This window comes from Xanthomonas sp. NCPPB 2586 (genome assembly GCF_041475775.2).
GTDB classification, from domain to species: domain Bacteria; phylum Pseudomonadota; class Gammaproteobacteria; order Xanthomonadales; family Xanthomonadaceae; genus Xanthomonas; species Xanthomonas campestris.
In genome coordinates, this window is the sequence record NZ_CM192981.1 from 184,641 (window position 1) to 201,786 (window position 17,146).

A 17,146-nucleotide genomic window follows, 5' to 3' on the forward strand; every position below is an offset into this window, starting at 1 on the left:
GTCAGAACGTGCCGCGTTGAATGAAGGGGGCTTGTTGATACAGCTGCCGCTCGCCGCCGCGCGGGTCGTTCGCCAGCTGGCTGGGCACATCGAACAGCAGCGTCTCGCGGCGCTCCAGCGAGTACTGTTTCCAGCGCGGCAGGCTGCGATGATTGGGGTCGCCGTGACGCGCGAACGCGAGCAAGGCCGTGCTCATCTGGTCGGCCATCTGCTGCGCGGCAGGGCTATCGCCGGTACGCGATCCCGGCTGGGCAATGGTGTCGAAGACCAGCGGAATATCCAGCGTGTGGAAGGCGCCGAACTTGCCGCCGTCCAGTGGCGAGCCCCAGTCGAGTTGATACGCCCAGGTCGGTGCGCCCTGGCGTGCACGTGCCTCGGCTTCTTCGATGGCGCCGCGCCAGGAGCGCCCCGCCGTGGTGGCCGCGAAAAACACTTGCGACGGCGTGTAATGCGGATACAACCGGCGGTAGTGCGCAATCACCACCTGCGGCAGCAGGTCCACGTATTGCTGGGCTTCCAGCTTGGCCGGCAACGTGTCCCAGGTCAGCGCGAAGTTGCCTGCATCGTTGCCCAGGAACGCACGCGTTTCATCGCGGGTGTTGCCGATCACCATCGGGATGCGCGCCGACTGCACCGGTGCGGTGGGCCAGAACGGATGCACCGGCAACGCGCGTGCGTCCAGCACCGGACCCAGATACAGCGCGCTGTTTTCCACCCGCGAGGGGTCGCGCACCTGCGCGGCGGCCAGCAGCTGTGCCGCCGGCAGGGTGCGAATGCGCGCCAGCGTGTCGGGTGACAGTTTCAGCGCATCCAGCAACAGCTGCGCGCGCTGGGTGGCCGCACGCGGGCCGGCGGCGGTGACCTGCTGGCCGCTCATGGTCCAGGCGCGGTGGAACAGCCCGCGCGCGGCCGGCATCGCCATCAGCGTGGCGATCTTGGCACCGCCGCCGGACTGGCCGAACACAGTGACATTGCCCGCATCGCCGCCAAATTCCGCTGCATGCGCGCGCACCCACTGCAAGGCCTGGATGAGGTCGAGCTGGCCGGCATTGCCGGAGTCGGCAAACGTCGCATCGCCGAGCTGCGCCAGGTACAGGTACCCAAACACATTGAGGCGGTGATTGACGGTGATCACCACCACATCGCCGCGCGTGCACAGACGGGTGCCGTCGTACAGCGGGTCGCTGCCGGAGCCGGTGGTATAGCCGCCGCCGTGGATGTAGACCAGGATCGGCCGCTTGCCACCATCGCGCAGCGCCGGCGTCCACACGTTGAGGAACAGGCAGTCTTCGCTGGTGGGTTCGCTGGCCTTTGGCTGCGGCGCGGCCGCACTGTACGCACTGGCATCGCGGATGCCGTCCCATGGCGTTTCCAGCACCGGCGCCTGAAAGCGCCGTGGCCCGGTGTCGCCCCCATAGGGAATTCCCTTGAACACGCAGATGCCCTGGCTACGGACACCGCGCACCTGGCCGCTGCGCACGCGTGCCACCGGTGTGCTGGTGTCGCGCGGCGGTGCCGGTGCGGCGGCGGCGCTCAGGCTGGGCACTGCGGCGGCAGCGCCGGCCAGCAGGCCGCCACACACCAGCAGGCGGCGGCGCGGATCAACGCGGTTGGCGCGCGTCACCGCGGCGCATCCTGCGGCGCGGCGGGTGCGCTGACCTGCTGGATCCAGGCCTGGGCCAGTTGCGGCCATGCAGCCAGGGTCAGCCCGGTGGTGCCGCGGGTGCCGAAGCCATGGCCGCCCTGCGGGAACACATGCAGCTCGCTCGGCACGCCGGCGCGCAGCAGCGCATCGTGCAGGAGCAGACTGTTGCGTACCGAAACAACGGTGTCGTCCTGGGCATGCAGCAGGAAGGTGGGCGGCGTGCGTGCATCCACGTGCCATTGCGGCGAATACGCGCGCACCTTGGCCTCGCTGGGGGCATTGCCGAGCAGGCGCTCGCGCGAGCCCATGTGCGCGTTGGCGGCGTCCATGTCGATCACCGGGTAGATCAAGAGCTGGAAATCTGGGCGTGCGCTCAGCGTGTCGGCGCGGTCCACCGCCGGATACACCTGCGCGGCATAGCGGGTGCCCAGGCTGGCGGCCACATGCCCGCCGGCGGAGAAGCCCATCACGCCCACACGCTGCGCATCGATGCCATAGCGCGTGGCATTGGCGCGGATCAGCCGGAGCGCGCGCTGCGCGTCGGCCAGCGGTACGTCGGCGCCGTTGGGGTGGCCATCGCCGGGCAGGCGGTAACGCAGCACGAACAGGGTGATGCCTGCCTGGTCAACAAACCCCGGCACCAGCGAGGTGCCTTCGTTGTCCAGCACGATGCGCTGATAGCCGCCGCCGGGCGTGACCAGCAGCGCGGTGCCGTTGGGCCGGGCAGGGCGGTACACCACCATGTACGGCGCGCTGATCGACTGGATATAGCGGTCCGGCACGGCCGCATCGCTGCTGCGCTCCACGATGCGCTGCGGTTGCGGCAGCGCGGTGTCCCCCGGTGCCATTCCGGCCGGCCACAACGGAATACGGCTGGCCTGCTCGGCGGCGGTGTCCGCACTGGGGCGCTCGTCGGGTTCGGCGGCGGCGGCGCCAGCGCTGAGCAAGGCCAGGCTGAGAAGCATGCCCCGGCAGCCTTGTACGACAACGGAAACGGCACGCCGGGCGTGCCTGCGATCGGTGTATTGCATCGACCCCTCCCAGGGTTTGCTTCGCTGCGGCGCACATGTTTGCCGCACTGCACATTGCCAATGACACCGGTTTACCATATACAGCACACCGTGCCGCTGTCGATTGGCAGTGCAACAAAACATCCATCAGGGAGACACCCTTGAGCAACGACGCCGCCACCCCGCCTTCGTCCACGTCCACGCTGTCCAAGATTGCCCAGCGCTTCGTGGAGGCCCGCCGCGCAGGCGCGTCGCTGCCCGACTTTCCAGGGGAAATCCCCGACGATCTGGTGACTGCCTACCAGGTGCAGGACATCGCCATCAGCCAGTGGGACGACCAGGTGGTCGGCTGGAAGGTGGGCTACATCGCCGCCGAGCGCCGCGACCACTCCGGCGACGAGCGCCTGCTGGGGCCGATCTTCGCCAACAAGCTGTGGAATGCCACCGGTGGTACAACCGAGTTCCCGATCTACGAAGGCGGCTTTGGCGCGGTGGAAGCGGAGTACGTGCTGATGCTCGACGCCGATGCCCCGGCAGAGCAGACCCACTTCACCCCGGAGCAGGCCGCCCAGGTGCCGGCCACATTGTTCATTGGCGTGGAGATCGCCAGCAGCCCGCTGGCCACCATCAACAAGCTGGGCCCGCGCGTGGTGGTCTCGGATTTCGGCAATAACAACGGGCTGATCCTGGGGCCGGAAATCACCGACTGGCTGGGCCGTGACGAGGCCTCACTGACCGCGCAGACCCTGATCGACGACCAGGTGGTAGGCACGGGCGGCGCCACCACGCTGCCCGGCGGGTTGCGTGCGGCCTACGCTTTTGCGCTCAGCCGTTCGGCTCAGCGCGGGCGCCCGCTCAAGCGCGGTGATCTCATCGCCACGGGCAATGCCACCGGTATCCATGATATCGAAGTGGGACAGCGCGCCCTGATTCGCTTTGCCGGCTTCGGCGACATTTCCTGTACGGCTGTGTCCGCCAAATAACGCGGATGCAGTGACCAGACGCTTGGGAGGGCGCCAATGATCACTCGCAGACATTTCCTCGGTGCCGGGCTCGGCGCCGCCGCCGCCAGTCCCTGGCTGGGCGCCGGTGCCACCACACCGATTCCCGGCGGGCAGCTGCTCACCGCCACCGACGTGCACGTGGGCGACTACCCCACCGTGGAAGCGGTGCGCTGGTTCGGCAAGCAGCTCGAAGCACGCACCAATGGCCGGCTGAAGCTGCGCCAGTACCACTCCGGCCAGCTGGGCCGCGAGTCCGAGGCGATCGACATGGCGCGCTTCGGTGCCATCGACATCACCCGCGTCTACTCCGGTGCGTTGAACAACACCTTTCCGCTGACCCAGGCACTGTGCTTGCCATACGTGTTCGACTCGGTGCCGCATCTGCGCCGCGCCATCGACGGCCATGTCGGCGACAGCGTGTTGCGCAGCTTCGAGCAGCGCGATCTGGTCGGCCTGGCCATCTACGATTCCGGCGCGCGCTGCTTCTACAACACCAAGCATCCGCTGCACCGTCCGGAAGATCTCAAGGGCCTGAAACTGCGCGTGGCCTCTTCGGACATCTTCCTCAAGCTGATGCGCATGCTGGGCGCCAACCCCACGCCGATGTCGCTGGGCGAGACGTTCTCGGCGATGGAAACGCACATGATCGACGGTGCGGAAAACAACATGCGCAGCTTCCAGTCCAGCCGCCATTTCGAAGCGGCGCGCTACTGGTCGCAGAGCGAGCATTCGTATGCGCCGGATATCCTGGTGATGTCGCGCAAGAGCTTCGAATCGCTGAGCCCGGCCGACCGCGGCCTGGTGGTGGAACTGGCGCGTGCGTCGGTACCGGTGATGCGCACGTTGTGGGATGCCTCCGAGGCCACCGCGCGGCAGCAGGTGATCGATTACGGCGTCAAGCTCAATCAGGTCGACATGCCTGCGTTCCGCGCCGCCGCCGCGCCGCTGCTGGCCGAGTACCGGCGGCAGCCGGAGATCGAAGCGCTGTACCGCCGCATCCGCGATTTTGCATAGAGGTGACCCGATGACCGAACCCGCATCCGTCAACGTGCCCGTCGCGCCATTGCAGCGCGCGCTGGACCGCGTTTCCAACTTCGCCATCGGCGTGGCAGCCATTGCGCTGCTTGGCCTGGTGGTCGTGCAGGGCTGGCAGGTGTTCACCCGCTACGTGCTCAACGACTCGCCCAGCTGGACCGAGCCGGTAACGCTGCTGTTGCTCAGCACCGCGCTGAGCCTGGCCGCCGCCGCCGGCGTGCATACCAACCGCCATTTCGGCTTCTATCTGCTGGGCGAACACATGCCGCCGCTGGTGCGCCGCGTGTTCGACGTGATTCGCCCGGTGATGATCATCGCCATCGGCGCGGTGCTGGCCTGGTGGAGTGCGGTCCTGTTGCTTGACGGGCTGGACATCAAGATGGCCGGCGCGCAGATGCCGCAGAGCATCAACTACCTGCCGCTGTCCATTGGCGGCGCGCTGATGGTGGTGTTTGCCTTGTACAAGTTGTGGCGTGTGCTGCGCCCGATCCACACCGGAGGAGTGCGCTGATGGGCATCGCCATGTTGTTGGGAACCTTTGTGGTGCTGCTGCTGATCGGCGTGCCGGTGGCCTACGCACTGGGCGCGGCGGCACTGGCCACGCTGCTGTATCTGGACCTGCCCACGGTGGTGCTGGTGCAGCAGATTTCCGCCGGTAGCGGCTCGGCGTCGTTGATTGCGATTCCGTTGTTTATCTTTGCCGGCGAGCTGATGCTGCGTGGTGGCATTTCCGAACGCCTGATCGCGCTGGCGTCATCGCTGGTGGGGCGTGTGCGCGGTGGCCTGGGCCAGGTCAGCGTGCTGTCGTCGCTGTTCTTCGGCGGCGTGTCGGGCTCGGCGATTGCCGATGTCTCGGCGGTTGGCGGCACGATGATTCCGCAGATGATCAAGCGCGGCTACGACCGCGATTACGCGGTGAACGTGAGCATGACCGCCGCGCTGGTGGCGTTGCTGGTGCCGCCTTCGCACAACCTAATCCTGTTCTCGGCCGCGGCCGGCGGTGGCTTGTCGATCGCCGATCTGTTCGCGGCCGGCATCGTGCCTGCGTTGCTGATGACCGCCGCCATGATGGTCACCGGCTATGCGGTGGCGCGCCATCGCGGCTACGGCACCGAGCCGTTCCCGGGCTGGCGTGCGGTGGCCTTGCGCCTGTTCGGCGCACTGCCGGGCCTGGGCCTGGTGGCGTTGATCTTCATCGGTATCCGCGCCGGCATCTTCACCGCGGTGGAGAGTGCGGCCATCGCCGTGGTGTATGCGTTGATCGTCACCGCATTGCTGTATCGCCAGCTGCGCTGGGCCGAGTTCTTCGCCGCGGTGACGCATGCCGCGCGCACCACCGGCGTGATCCTGTTCGTGATCGCCACGGCTGCAGTATTCGGCTGGTTGCTTGCGTACCTGCAGGTGCCGGCGGCGGCGGTGAAGTTCCTGCAGGCCATTGCCGACAGCAAGAACACCGTGCTGCTGATGATCGTGGTGATGCTGCTGCTGCTGGGCATGTTCATGGACCTGGCGCCGAAGATCCTGATCTGCACGCCGATCTTCCTGCCGGTGGTCAAGGCCTACGGCATCGACCCGATCCACTTCGGTCTGGTGATGGTGCTGGCCGGCGGTATCGGTTTGATCACTCCGCCGATCGGCTCGGTGTTGTTCATTGGTACCTCGATCGGCGAAATCACCGTGGCCCAAAGCATGCGCACCATCTGGCCGTTCTGGCTGGCGGCGTTGTGCGTGCTGCTGATCGTGGCGTTCTTCCCGGAGCTGTCGCTCTGGTTGCCCAGGGCACTGCGCGCGTAAGCGCCAGTGCCGGCGGGAGTCTCCCGCCTTCATCCAGCGGCCGGCGCTCCAGGTGCGGGCCGCTGCATCGCCCCGCACACCGGGGACAAGGAGAGAGCATGCAGTTTCGAACCACCCCCCTGGCCCTGCGTTGGCTGACCACCGGGCTGCTGCTGTGCGCCAGCCTGGCCACCGCCGCCGACTGGAAGCGCGGCATCGAGCACCAGCGCATCGCCGACCAAGGCAATGGCACCTTCTTCAACCCGGTCTTGGCCGGCGACCATCCCGACCCGTCGGTGCTCAAGGACGGCCAGGACTACTACCTCACGCTGTCTTCGTTCGACGCCTACCCGGGCCTGCCGATCTGGCATTCGCGCGATCTGGTCAACTGGCAGCCGCTGGGCCATGCCATCACCCAGAACGTCGGCGCGATCTGGGCACCGGACCTGATCAAGCACGGCAAGCGCTACTACATCTATTTCCCGGCGCGGCGTGGCGACCAGGGCGAGCGCAGCAACTTCGTGGTGTGGGCCGATGACATCAAGGGCCCGTGGAGCAAGCCGATCGACATCGGCCTGGGCAAGTACATCGACCCCGGCCACGCCGTGGGCGAAGACGGCAAGCGCTACCTGTTCCTAAGCGGCGGCGACTATGTGCAGCTGTCCGACGACGGCCTGAAGGTGGTCGGCACGCCCAAGCACGTCTACGACGGCTGGAAATATCCGGAAAGCTGGGACGTGGAAGGCTATGCCCAGGAGGGCCCCAAGATCACCCGCCACAACGGCTGGTACTACATGACCACCGCGGTGGGCGGCACCGCCGGCCCGCCGACCGGGCACATGGTGATCACCGCGCGCTCGCGCTCGATCCACGGCCCCTGGCAGAACGCACCCAACAACCCGATCACCCGCACCAAGAGCGCCGACGAGCCGTGGTGGTCGCGTGGCCACGCCACCCTGGTGGAAGGCACCGATCAGCGCTGGTGGATGCTCTACCACGGCTACGAGCACGGCTTCTGGACGCTGGGCCGGCAGGCCTTGCTCGACCCCATCGAGTGGACGCCCGATGGCTGGTTCGTGGCCAAGGGCGGCGACCTGGGCACCCCGTTGAAGAAGCCCAGCGGCCAGGCCCTGCCGCACGGCCTGGCATTGTCGGACGACTTCCGCGCCGCAACGCTGGGCCCGCAGTGGTCGTTCTTCAACCCGGCCGCCGACGAGGCCAAGCGCCTGCAGGTGGGCGATGGCGTGCTGCGCCTGCAGGGCAAGGGCAGCGCGCCGCGCGATGCCTCGCCGCTGACGGTGATCGCCACCGACCAGGCCTACCAGTTCGAGGTGCAGATGACCGTGGCACCGGGCGGGCAGGGCGGGGCGCTGCTGTTCTACAGCGACAAGCTCTACGCCGGGGTGGGCAGCAATGGCGAAAACTTCGTCATGCACCGCTACGGCGAAGAACGCCCGGCCAAGCTGGCGCCCAGCAGCAAGGGCGGCGCGCTGTGGCTGCGCGTCACCAACAACCGCCACATCGTCACCATCCACACCAGTACCGACGGCACCACCTGGACCAAGTACCCGGTACAGATGGAAGTGTCCGGCTACCACCACAACGTGGCCGGCAAGTTCCTGGCACTGAAACCGGCGTTGTACGCCGCCGGGCAGGGCCAGGTGGAGTTCCGCAACTTCCGCTACCGCGCCCTGGACTGACCGTTCTGCATCGCCAGGCATGCCGCGGCGCCACTGGCCGCGGCCCGCCACAGCGTGCGAAACGGGACATCGGCAGGCTCCGCTAGGGCCTGCTGGCCCGCTGGCCGGTAGAATCCAATCAACTCGAACGGTTGACCGCTATGCCCGCCCGCAAGAATCCCGACGAGGGAATGCCCGGCCTGCCGAAGGGCAAGGTAGCAACGATCAACGACATCGCGCGGATGTCGGGCGTGTCCAAGAAGACCGTCTCGCGGATCATCAACAACTCGCCGCTGGTGCGGCAGGACACCCGCGAGAAGGTCGAGGCGCTGATGCGCGAGGTGGGCTACGCGCCCGACCCGCTCGCCCGCGGGCTGGCGTTCCGGCGCTCATTCCTGATCGGCATGGTCTACGACAACCCCACCGCGCAGTACATCGTGGACATGCAGTACGGCGCGCTGGACGCCCTGCGCGGCTCCAGTTTCGAGCTGGTGGTGCACCCCTGCGACAGCCGCAGCCCGGGCTATATCGAAGGTGTGCGCCGGTTTGCCCAGGCGCAGAAGCTGCACGGGGTGATCCTGGTGCCGCGTGCCTCCGAGGACCAGGCGCTGGCCGACATGCTGGCCGAGATCGGCTGCCGCTACACCCGCATCGCCTCGATCGCGCTGGACACCACCTCGCAGACGGTGATCACCCACGACCGCGACGGCGCGGCCGAGGCGGCGGACTACCTGCTCTCGCTCGGCCACCGCGACATCGCCCTGGTCACCGGCCCCAGCGCCTACCGCTCCTCGATCGAGCGCACCGCCGGCTTTGCCGACGCCTTGACCCGGCGTGGCATCGAACTGCCGCCCGAGCGCATCGTGGAGGCCGGCTACACCTTCGAATCGGGCGTGGCCGCCGCCGAAAAGCTGCTGCTGGGCAAAAAGCGCCCCACCGCCATCTTCACCGGTAACGACGAAATGGCTGCCGGTATCTACAAGGTGGCCCTGCGCGCCGGCATCAACATCCCGCGCCAGCTGTCGGTGATCGGCTATGACGACAGCTCGCTGGCCTCGCGCCTGTGGCCGCCGCTGACTTCGGTGCGCCGCCACACCCGCGACACCGGCCGCACCGCCGCCGCCATGCTGATCCAGCCCGACAACGCCCCGCAGCTACCCACCGCCAGCGTGCGCCCGCACCTGATCGTGCGCGACTCCTGCCAACCGCCGGAAGATTGAGGGAGGTCAAAGCCTGGGGAGGGACGCCAAGCAAAGCAAAGCGCTGGCGATTCACTCGGCGCTACGCGCCACCTTCTCCCGGAGGGGAGAAGAAATCAAAGCCCCTCTCCCTCCGGGAGAGGGGTTGGGGTGAGGGTACGGCGGCAGACCGCCATCTGCGAAAGCTCAGCCATGAGCTTAGGTAGGAGGCGCATAAGCCTCCCGACCAAGCCAGCCGTGCCCCAACACCGCGCGCCGCCTCGCACCCTCATCCGGCGCTACGCGCCACCTTCTCCCGAGGGGAGAAGGTAGTGAGCCCCTCTCCCTTCGGGGCGAGAAGGCACGGCTTACGCGCCATGGGCGCGCGTGCCTTGGAGCGCCCGCGGCGCAAGCGCGGGCCGGGGTGCGGAGCGGGGGTTGGGGTGAGGGTACGGTGGCAGACCGCCATCTGAGAAAGCTCAGCCATGAGCTCAGGTAGGAGGCGCAGAAGCCTCCCCTGACCAAACCAAGCCGTGCCCCCGACATAGCGCGCCGCCTTGCACCCTCATCCGGCGCTACGCGCCACCTTCTCCCGAGGGGAGAAGGAAGCAGGCAGCCAGCAGCCCCCACCCACGCTCCGCTTTCGTGCACTGCGCAATGACACCGGTTTACCAGAGCCGGTAGAATGGCGTGGTGCGGGCTTTCATTCCCCCTCGCTTGCCACCGGAGATGCGCATGTCCCTCTATTGCAAGACCCATTACGCCACCCATCCGGACGCCCTCAAGGGCGCCAGCAACGACACCCTGCGCGAGCTCTACCTGCTCGACGGCCTGTTCGTCGCCGATGCGGTGACCCTCAAATACACCCACTACGAGCGCTTCGTGCTCGGTGGCGCCGCCCCGGTCGGCAAGACGCTGGAACTGCCCAAGCAGACCGAGCCCGCCTCGGCGGCCGGCCACCCGTTCCTGGAGCGGCGCGAGCTGGGCGTCATCAATGTCGGCGCCGGCACCGGCACCGTCACCGTGGACGGCACCGCCTACACGCTTGGGCCCAAGGACGGCCTGTACGTGGCGATGGGCAGCACCGAGGTGAGCTTTGCGTCTGCCGATGCCGCCAACCCGGCGCAGTTCTATCTGGCCTCGACCCCGGCGCATGCGCGCTTCGAGACCAAGCAGCTGTCGATCAAGGACGCGGTGGCACTGGAGCGCGGCGCGCTGGAAACCAGCAACGAGCGCACCATCTACCAGTACATCGTGCCGGCCACCTGCCAGTCCTCGCAGCTGCTGCTGGGCCTGACCGTGCTCAAGCCGGGCAGCGTCTGGAACACCATGCCGCCGCATCTGCACGACCGCCGCAGCGAGGTGTATTTCTACTTCGATCTGGGCGCCAACGACCGCGTGTATCACTTCATGGGCGAGCCCGACGCGCAGCGACACATCGTGATGCAGAACAACGAAGCGGTGGTCTCGCCGCCGTGGTCGATCCACATGGGCGCCGGCACCAGCAACTACGCCTTCATCTGGGCGATGGGTGGCGAAAACCTCGATTACACCGACATGCACGTGCTGGATATCTGCCAGCTCAAGTAATGCCCCGCCGCCGCGCCAACGGGTGCGGCGGTTCCATCATCGAACGCGGCATGCCGCATCTGGAGCGATAAGGTAATGAGCAATCCGTTCAGTCTCGAAGGCAAGGTCGCACTGGTCACCGGTGCCAACACTGGCCTGGGCCAGGGCATCGCGCTGGCACTGGCAGAGGCGGGCGCCGACATCGCCGCCGCCGGCATCCAGGCACCGACCGAGACCGAAGAAAAGGTCAAGGCGATGGGCCGCCGCTTCGTCGCCATCGAAGCCAATCTGATCAGCATCGAGCCGGTGCAGCGCATCCTCGATGAAACCCTCGCCGGCCTGGGCCGTCTGGACATCCTGGTCAACAATGCCGGCCTGATCCGCCGCACCGACGCGGTGGATTTCAGCGAGCAGGATTGGGACGACGTGATGAACGTCAACCTGAAATCGGCGTTCTTCATGTCGCAGGCCGCCGGCCGCCACTTCATCACGCAGGGCAGCGGCAAGATCATCAACATCGCCTCGATGCTGTCGTTCCAGGGCGGCATCCGCGTGCCGTCCTACACCGCCAGCAAGTCCGGCATCGCCGGCATCACCCGCCTGCTGGCCAACGAGTGGGGCAGCAAGGGCGTGACCGCCAACGCCATCGCCCCGGGCTACATGGCCACCGACAACACCGCGCAGCTGCGTGCCGACCAGGACCGCAACAAGTCCATCCTGGACCGCATCCCGGCCGCGCGCTGGGGTGTGCCGGCCGACCTCGGCGGCGCGGCGGTGTTCCTGGCCAGCAGCGCCTCGGACTACGTCAACGGCGCGATCATCCCGGTCGACGGCGGCTGGCTGGCGCGCTGAGAAAAATGCGTCGTTTCCTTCTCCCACCGGGAGAAGGTGCCCGAGGGCGGATGAGGGTCGGTATGCACGCGCACAAACCCGACACGCATGACGTCCGCCACGCAAGCACGCATCAACACATTCCAACCAACTTCCCCAACGAAATCGGAGCATTCCCATGAAAATTGCACTCATGAATGAGTTTAGCCAGGCCGCCAAGAACCCGGTGATCCTGCAGCAGCTCAACGACGTCGCCAGCGAGCAGGGCCATGACGTGTTCAACGTCGGCATGGACGGCGACAACGACCACCGCCTGACCTACATCCACCTGGGCATCGTCGCCAGCCTGCTGCTCAACGCCAAGGCCGTGGACTTCGTGGTCGCCGGCTGCGGCACCGGCCAGGGCGCGATGATGTCGCTCAACGCCCACCCGGGCGTGTTCTGCGGCTACTGCATCGAGCCGACCGACGCCTACCTGTTCGCGCAGGTCAACAATGGCAATGCGCTGTCGCTGGCGTTCGCCAAGGGCTACGGCTGGGGCGCGGAAATCAACGTGCGCTACATCTTCGAAAAAGCCTTCAGCGGCGAGCGTGGCCTGGGCTACCCGGCCGAGCGTCGCGAATCGCAGGCCGCCAACGCCGGCATCCTGACCCAGGTCAAGCAGGCCACCGCCAAGTCCTACCTGGACGGCCTGCGCGCGATCGACCCGGAGCTGATCAAGCAGGCGATCGGCGGTGCGCGCTTCCAGCAGTGCTTCTTCGACAACGCCCAGGACGCGGAGATCCGCAGCTTCGTCGCCGGCCTGCTCGGCAAGAGCGACGCCGCTGCTGCCTGAGTGCAGTTGCATGCGCATGCCTGTGTTCCTGTCGCGGGAGCAGGCAGGCGTCAGCAAGGCGAGTGCGTGAAACGTCGCTGACGCTTCAGGCAGCGCGATCCTTCACCACCGGATGCATCACCTGCATCCGGTGGTGACACGCGCAGGATGCGGCAGTCAGTGAATGTCCTGCGTTGAATGACTCCGATGCAGGCGCTCACAAGCGCGCGTGCTTTGGAGTGAGCACGCCGCACGTGCGGGTCCGGGGCGCGTGTACGGCGCAAGACAGCCAACCGGCAGGCAAGCGCAGGGATCGGATCCACTCGATCAACAACCAGCGCCGGTGGTGTCGCTGACCCCGCGGAGCATCACGGCGTTCGTTAGTGATCTAGCCGACGCGCGAAGGACGGTTAATTGCCAAATCGAAGTACGCATCAAGCGTGCATGCATGCGTCATTACCGCACTGCAGAGAGCGGCAAAACCAGATCCAAAAAGCAACAGCAGCAACAACATCAAATACAGAACCCACCACGGAGCCCCTCATGCGTCGACTGCTCATCGCCATGCTGCTGCTCTGTGCGCAGGTTGCCCACGCCGCGCCCCATCGCATTTTCATTGCCGGTGATTCCACCGCCGCCGAGTACGGCCCGGATCGCGCACCGCAAGCTGGCTGGGGCCAGATGCTGCAAGGCTGGTTCGACCCGGCGCAGTGGCAGGTCCACAACCACGCCAAGGGCGGGCGCAGCACACGTAGTTTTATCGCCGAAGGGCGGCTGGATGCCATCGCCAAGGACATCCGTGCCGGCGACGTACTGCTGATCCAGTTCGGCCACAACGACGCCAAGCGCGAAGACGCCACGCGTTACAACGATCCGCAAGGCGACTACCAGCAGTTCCTGCGCCGCTTTATTGCCACCGCGCGCGACAAAGGCGCCACGCCGATCCTGATCACCCCGGCCGCACGCTTGCTCTACGACTTCGGCGCGCTGCTCGACACCCACGGCCGCTACACCCTGGCCATGCAGCAACTGGCCGCGCAGGAGCAGGTGGGCCTGATCGATCTCAACGCCAGCTCCAGCGACTGGATCCGCGCGCTCGGCGAACAGGCGGCCAAACCGTATTTCCTGTTCGTGCCCGAACAAGCCAAGACCGATGGCACCCACTTCAGCCAGGCCGGCGCCACCGCCATTGCGTGCCTGGTCGTGCACGGCTGGGTGCAACTGCAGCCGGCGCTGAAACCCCAGCTCCGCCGCGATGCCGATTGCGGCGCGGCGCCGGACACCGCTGCGCGCCGCGCGGCGCAGGCGCATCCCTCGCTGGTGGTGCATGAGCGCGATCTGCCGCGCAGCCAACCCGGCCCACACGGCGGCGCCGGCCCCACCACCGCCTATCCGTTCTTTGCCGACGCGCCGGAGCTGAAGTTCGTGTTGCGCAAGCGCGTGCTGCACAAGGGCGCCGGCATCGGCCTGCATCTGCACGACAAGGACGAGATCTACTACGTCGTCAGCGGTCGCGGCCTGTACGCGCTGGATGGAAAACAGTACGAAGTGGGCGCCGGCGATGCACTGCTCACCCGCCCCGGCAGCACGCATGCACTGCAGCAAGTGGGCGAGGAGGATCTGGTGATCCTGCTGACGTATCTGGCTGCCAAATCCTGAGGCACCTGCGGTGCTGAGGCTCGGTGCAGTGCGGTGCACGGCTCGATGACGCGATGCTGAAAAGAATACGCCGTTCGCCGAGCACGCAGCGCGTTTAACGTTATTACCGCGTTACCGCGTTACCGCGTTACCGCGTTGCACGTTGTGGCGTTACCGCGTTGTGGCGTTGCATGTCGCGCAGCCGAGGTCATCAAGCGCAGGCGCTGCAGTGCGGCCGCAGGACTGCCACATCGAAGTGGCCTGCGACGCTGTTCAATCGTCACCGCAACTGCCTCAGGCCTTGTCCACCCCGTAGTGGATCAGCCCCAGTCGCGCCAGCGCACTGGACTGGCGGTAATACACCTCTTCCCAGCCATCCACGCGCTGACGGTCGGTCTCGCTCATCGCATCGAGAATGTCTTCGATGCTGAGCAGGTCCGGGTCTTCTTCCAGCCGCTCGAACACCGCGCCCAGGCCATCGATCGCCTGGCGCACCTGGCTTGCACCCATCGCGGTGAGCGCCTGCAGCGCGCAACTGCGGGTCAGCGCATCCCAGTGGTCGAAGTAGCGCGCGTAGCCGCTGTCGCTCATGTCCGCGTCCAGGCGGGCCAATGCCACCAGCTCGCGTTCGCCCGGCGTCAGCGCATCGAAGCGGCCGCGCACCGCCACCAGCCGCGCCTGTGCGCGTGCGGTGCGTCGGTGCCACAACAGCATCGGCATGTTGAGCAGCCCCTGCGCACTGGGCGGCGCCACGGCCGGCCAGTTCACGCCATGGCTGTCGTCGGTGAGTTGCCACTGCGCGCGCTGCGCTGGCGTGGCCTTGGCCAGCAGCCGCTGCGCCTGGATCGGCTCGTCGATGCGCATGCCGTTGTCCAGCGTAAACAGCAGGCGCGTATCGTCCAGCTCCAAGCGCCGGATGCGGAGGTGCGTCAGGTCCATGGGCAGCAACGGTGTGGGGAATCCCGACCTTAGTGCGGGCCGGCGGTGCTGTCGAGTCGGTGCGCCGAGGTCGAGCGCGCTTGCGGTGTTTCGACCTGCTTGAACAACGCTGTGGTTAGCCGGCGATCCGCCACCGCTCAAACCGTGCAGGGAATCTGGAGTGGCCGCGTGGCACAGGGGAAAGCAGCAACATTGGTGCACGTGCCGACCCATATTGACACCGAAGCACTTCTCACAGCCGGCAGCACTTGCAGCGATGCGATGCACCGGCGACGCATGCCGTGCGTCTAGCTCGCCTCAGGTACGCGCTTCTCGCGCCAGAGTGCAGGCGCTAGCGCGCCATCATCACCGGCTGCGAATCAGCGCAAACGCCACCACGCCACGCCGAACACGCCAGCGCCAGCCAGCCCTTCACACGTCGCCGTCGCGGCTCCAGCCTTCGCCGCTGCCGCGCTGCAGGACCTGGTCGCTTGCCAGCACTTCGCCGGCCGGCACCTGCGGCTGTTGCGCCAGCGCGGCGTAGAGCGGGGTGAAGTCCGGGGCGGTGGCGTCCATCAACTGCGCAAAGCTGTCGATGACGAAGTAGGTCTTCTGGAAACTGTCGATGCGGTAGCGCGTGCGCATCACCCGCTGCAGATCGAAGCCCACCCGGTTCGGCGCCGCCGATTCCAGCGAATGCAGCGATTCGCCCTTGGACGAGACGATGCCCGCACCGTAGATGCGCAACCCCTGCGGCGTGGCAATCAGGCCGAATTCCACCGTGTACCAGTACAGCCGGGTGAGATTTTGCAACGCGTCCGGGCCAATTCCGTGCGCCTTGACGCCACCGCGCCCATAGGCCTGCATGAAGTCGGCAAACAGCGGATTCATCAGCAGCGGCACGTGCCCGAACAGATCATGGAACAGGTCCGGTTCGGCGATGTAGTCGATCTGGTCCGGGCGGCGGATCCACCAGGTCACCGGGAAGCGCCGGTTGGCCAGGTGGTCGAAGAAATCCAGCTCCGGCAGCAACCCTTCCACACCGACCAGCGTCCAGCCGGTAGTTGCCTGCAGCACCGCGTTGAGCGCGTCGAAGCGCGGAATTTGGGTGTCGTCCATGCCCATCGCGTCCTGCGCCTGCAGGAACTCATCGCAGGCCCGCCCGACCAGCAGCGTGCGCTGCCGCCGGTACAAGGTGCCCCAGGTGGCATGGTCGTCGGCGCTGTAGCCATCCCACGGCTGCTCCACCACCGCGGTGGTGTAGACCGGCACATAGCCCTTGTCGGTGAGCTGGTTCTCGACGCGGCGCGGCGCAGTGTTCATGCGGTGTGTTTCCCGAAACGGATGGCTTCACCTTAGCCAAATGGCCACGCAACGGGATTGCGAATGTTGCGCATTGACAGCCGTTAGACGCAAGATTCGTGCGTCATCGCTTGCTGCTGCGCAACATATGGATCAGCCAATCGCCCTGGACCGCACCGATCTGCGCCTGCTCGCGCTGCTGCAGACGCAAGGGCGCAGCAGCAACGCCGAGCTGGCTGCGCAGGTCAATCTCTCGGCCTCTGCCTGCCTGCGGCGCACCCAGCGGCTGGAAGCGGCCGGCATCATCGCCGGCTATGGCGCGCGCCTGGATGCGCGCGCGCTGGGCCTGGGCCTGCAGGCCTTCGTGCGGGTGCAGCTGGAACAGCATGGCCAGCCGGACATCGAGCACTTCGCCGCCGGCGTGCGCGGCTGGGACGAGGTGGTGGCCTGCTGGGCGCTCACCGGCGACATGGATTACCTGCTGCAGGTGCAGGTGCGCGACCTGGAGCATTTCTCGCGGTTTTTGCTGGACCGCCTGCTCAACGCCACCGGCGTGTCGGATGTGAATTCCAGCTTCGTGCTGCGCACGGTGAAGGCCCCGGAGGGCTTGCCGCTCTCGCATCTGGCGTAAGCGCGTGGTGGCTTAGACCGCCGGGGTTGCCAGGGGCGTCTCGCGCCGGCGAGCGCGGCACAGCGCCGCACCCGGTTCCGTGCGCTTGCCCAATAAACGATAACGATTTACATTTGCAT

At 66.9% G+C, this 17,146-nt stretch carries 15 protein-coding genes; 11 read left to right on the forward strand and 4 right to left on the reverse strand.

What is annotated here, in order from left to right; all coding sequences use genetic code 11:
- Nucleotide 1: 1 nt before the first annotated feature.
- Nucleotides 2-1,624, reverse strand: coding sequence for a carboxylesterase/lipase family protein (locus tag ACCQ09_RS00775; protein WP_040940330.1), 1,623 nt, complete (start codon nt 1,622-1,624; stop codon nt 2-4).
- Nucleotides 1,621-2,610: an alpha/beta hydrolase gene (locus ACCQ09_RS00780; protein ID WP_080639968.1), complete on the reverse strand. Its 990-nt coding sequence runs from the start codon at nt 2,608-2,610 to the stop codon at nt 1,621-1,623. Before ACCQ09_RS00780 ends, ACCQ09_RS00775 begins: the two co-directional genes overlap by 4 nt.
- Nucleotides 2,611-2,816: 206 nt before the next feature.
- Here ACCQ09_RS00780 and ACCQ09_RS00785 point away from each other — a divergent pair, with 206 nt between their 5' ends.
- The 10 genes from ACCQ09_RS00785 (at nt 2,817) to ACCQ09_RS00830 (ending at nt 14,197) form a co-directional block, all read left to right on the forward strand.
- On the forward strand, nt 2,817-3,638 hold the full coding sequence (locus tag ACCQ09_RS00785; RefSeq protein ID WP_011035403.1) for a 2-keto-4-pentenoate hydratase: 822 nt from the start codon (nt 2,817-2,819) through the stop codon (nt 3,636-3,638).
- A 36-nt stretch (nt 3,639-3,674) separates the two neighbouring features.
- Nucleotides 3,675-4,673 (forward strand): TRAP transporter substrate-binding protein, encoded by a 999-nt coding sequence (locus ACCQ09_RS00790; RefSeq protein ID WP_011035404.1) that lies wholly within the window; start codon nt 3,675-3,677, stop codon nt 4,671-4,673.
- Between the two features lie 10 nt (nt 4,674-4,683).
- Nucleotides 4,684-5,205 (forward strand): TRAP transporter small permease, encoded by a 522-nt coding sequence (locus tag ACCQ09_RS00795; RefSeq protein ID WP_161960236.1) that lies wholly within the window; start codon nt 4,684-4,686, stop codon nt 5,203-5,205.
- Nucleotides 5,205-6,488, forward strand: a complete 1,284-nt coding sequence (locus tag ACCQ09_RS00800) for a TRAP transporter large permease (RefSeq protein WP_005989684.1) — start codon at nt 5,205-5,207, stop codon at nt 6,486-6,488. Before ACCQ09_RS00795 ends, ACCQ09_RS00800 begins: the two co-directional genes overlap by 1 nt.
- A gap of 98 nt (nt 6,489-6,586) precedes the next feature.
- Nucleotides 6,587-8,167 carry a family 43 glycosylhydrolase gene (locus ACCQ09_RS00805; protein WP_228428279.1) on the forward strand — a complete coding sequence of 527 codons (1,581 nt, stop codon included), beginning with the start codon at nt 6,587-6,589 and terminating at the stop codon, nt 8,165-8,167.
- Nucleotides 8,168-8,307: 140 nt separating this feature from the next.
- Nucleotides 8,308-9,366 (forward strand): LacI family DNA-binding transcriptional regulator, encoded by a 1,059-nt coding sequence (locus ACCQ09_RS00810; protein ID WP_227972111.1) that lies wholly within the window; start codon nt 8,308-8,310, stop codon nt 9,364-9,366.
- A 693-nt stretch (nt 9,367-10,059) separates the two neighbouring features.
- Nucleotides 10,060-10,914: a 5-dehydro-4-deoxy-D-glucuronate isomerase gene (kduI, locus tag ACCQ09_RS00815; protein ID WP_011035408.1), complete on the forward strand. Its 855-nt coding sequence runs from the start codon at nt 10,060-10,062 to the stop codon at nt 10,912-10,914.
- A gap of 75 nt (nt 10,915-10,989) precedes the next feature.
- Nucleotides 10,990-11,745, forward strand: coding sequence for a 2-dehydro-3-deoxy-D-gluconate 5-dehydrogenase KduD (gene kduD, locus ACCQ09_RS00820; RefSeq protein WP_011035409.1), 756 nt, complete (start codon nt 10,990-10,992; stop codon nt 11,743-11,745).
- A 157-nt stretch (nt 11,746-11,902) separates the two neighbouring features.
- Complete coding sequence (locus ACCQ09_RS00825) at nt 11,903-12,559, forward strand: RpiB/LacA/LacB family sugar-phosphate isomerase (protein ID WP_228428278.1); 657 nt, start codon at nt 11,903-11,905, stop codon at nt 12,557-12,559.
- 522 nt (nt 12,560-13,081) lie between these two features.
- The gene (locus ACCQ09_RS00830; protein WP_228428277.1) at nt 13,082-14,197 is read left to right on the forward strand and encodes a GDSL-type esterase/lipase family protein; all 1,116 of its coding nucleotides are present in this window, start codon (nt 13,082-13,084) and stop codon (nt 14,195-14,197) included.
- 273 nt (nt 14,198-14,470) lie between these two features.
- On the opposite strand, the gene ACCQ09_RS00835 is transcribed toward ACCQ09_RS00830, so the two are convergent.
- Together ACCQ09_RS00835 and phhA are read right to left on the reverse strand one after the other, a co-directional pair.
- Nucleotides 14,471-15,115: a DMP19 family protein gene (locus tag ACCQ09_RS00835; protein ID WP_115572172.1), complete on the reverse strand. Its 645-nt coding sequence runs from the start codon at nt 15,113-15,115 to the stop codon at nt 14,471-14,473.
- A gap of 411 nt (nt 15,116-15,526) precedes the next feature.
- Entirely contained in the window at nt 15,527-16,417 is an 891-nt protein-coding gene (gene phhA / locus ACCQ09_RS00840; RefSeq protein ID WP_012436977.1) for a phenylalanine 4-monooxygenase, read from the reverse strand.
- 127 nt (nt 16,418-16,544) lie between these two features.
- On the opposite strand from phhA, the gene ACCQ09_RS00845 reads away from it, so the two are divergent.
- Nucleotides 16,545-17,027, forward strand: a complete 483-nt coding sequence (locus tag ACCQ09_RS00845; RefSeq protein ID WP_011035414.1) for an Lrp/AsnC family transcriptional regulator — start codon at nt 16,545-16,547, stop codon at nt 17,025-17,027.
- Nucleotides 17,028-17,146 lie beyond the last annotated feature (119 nt).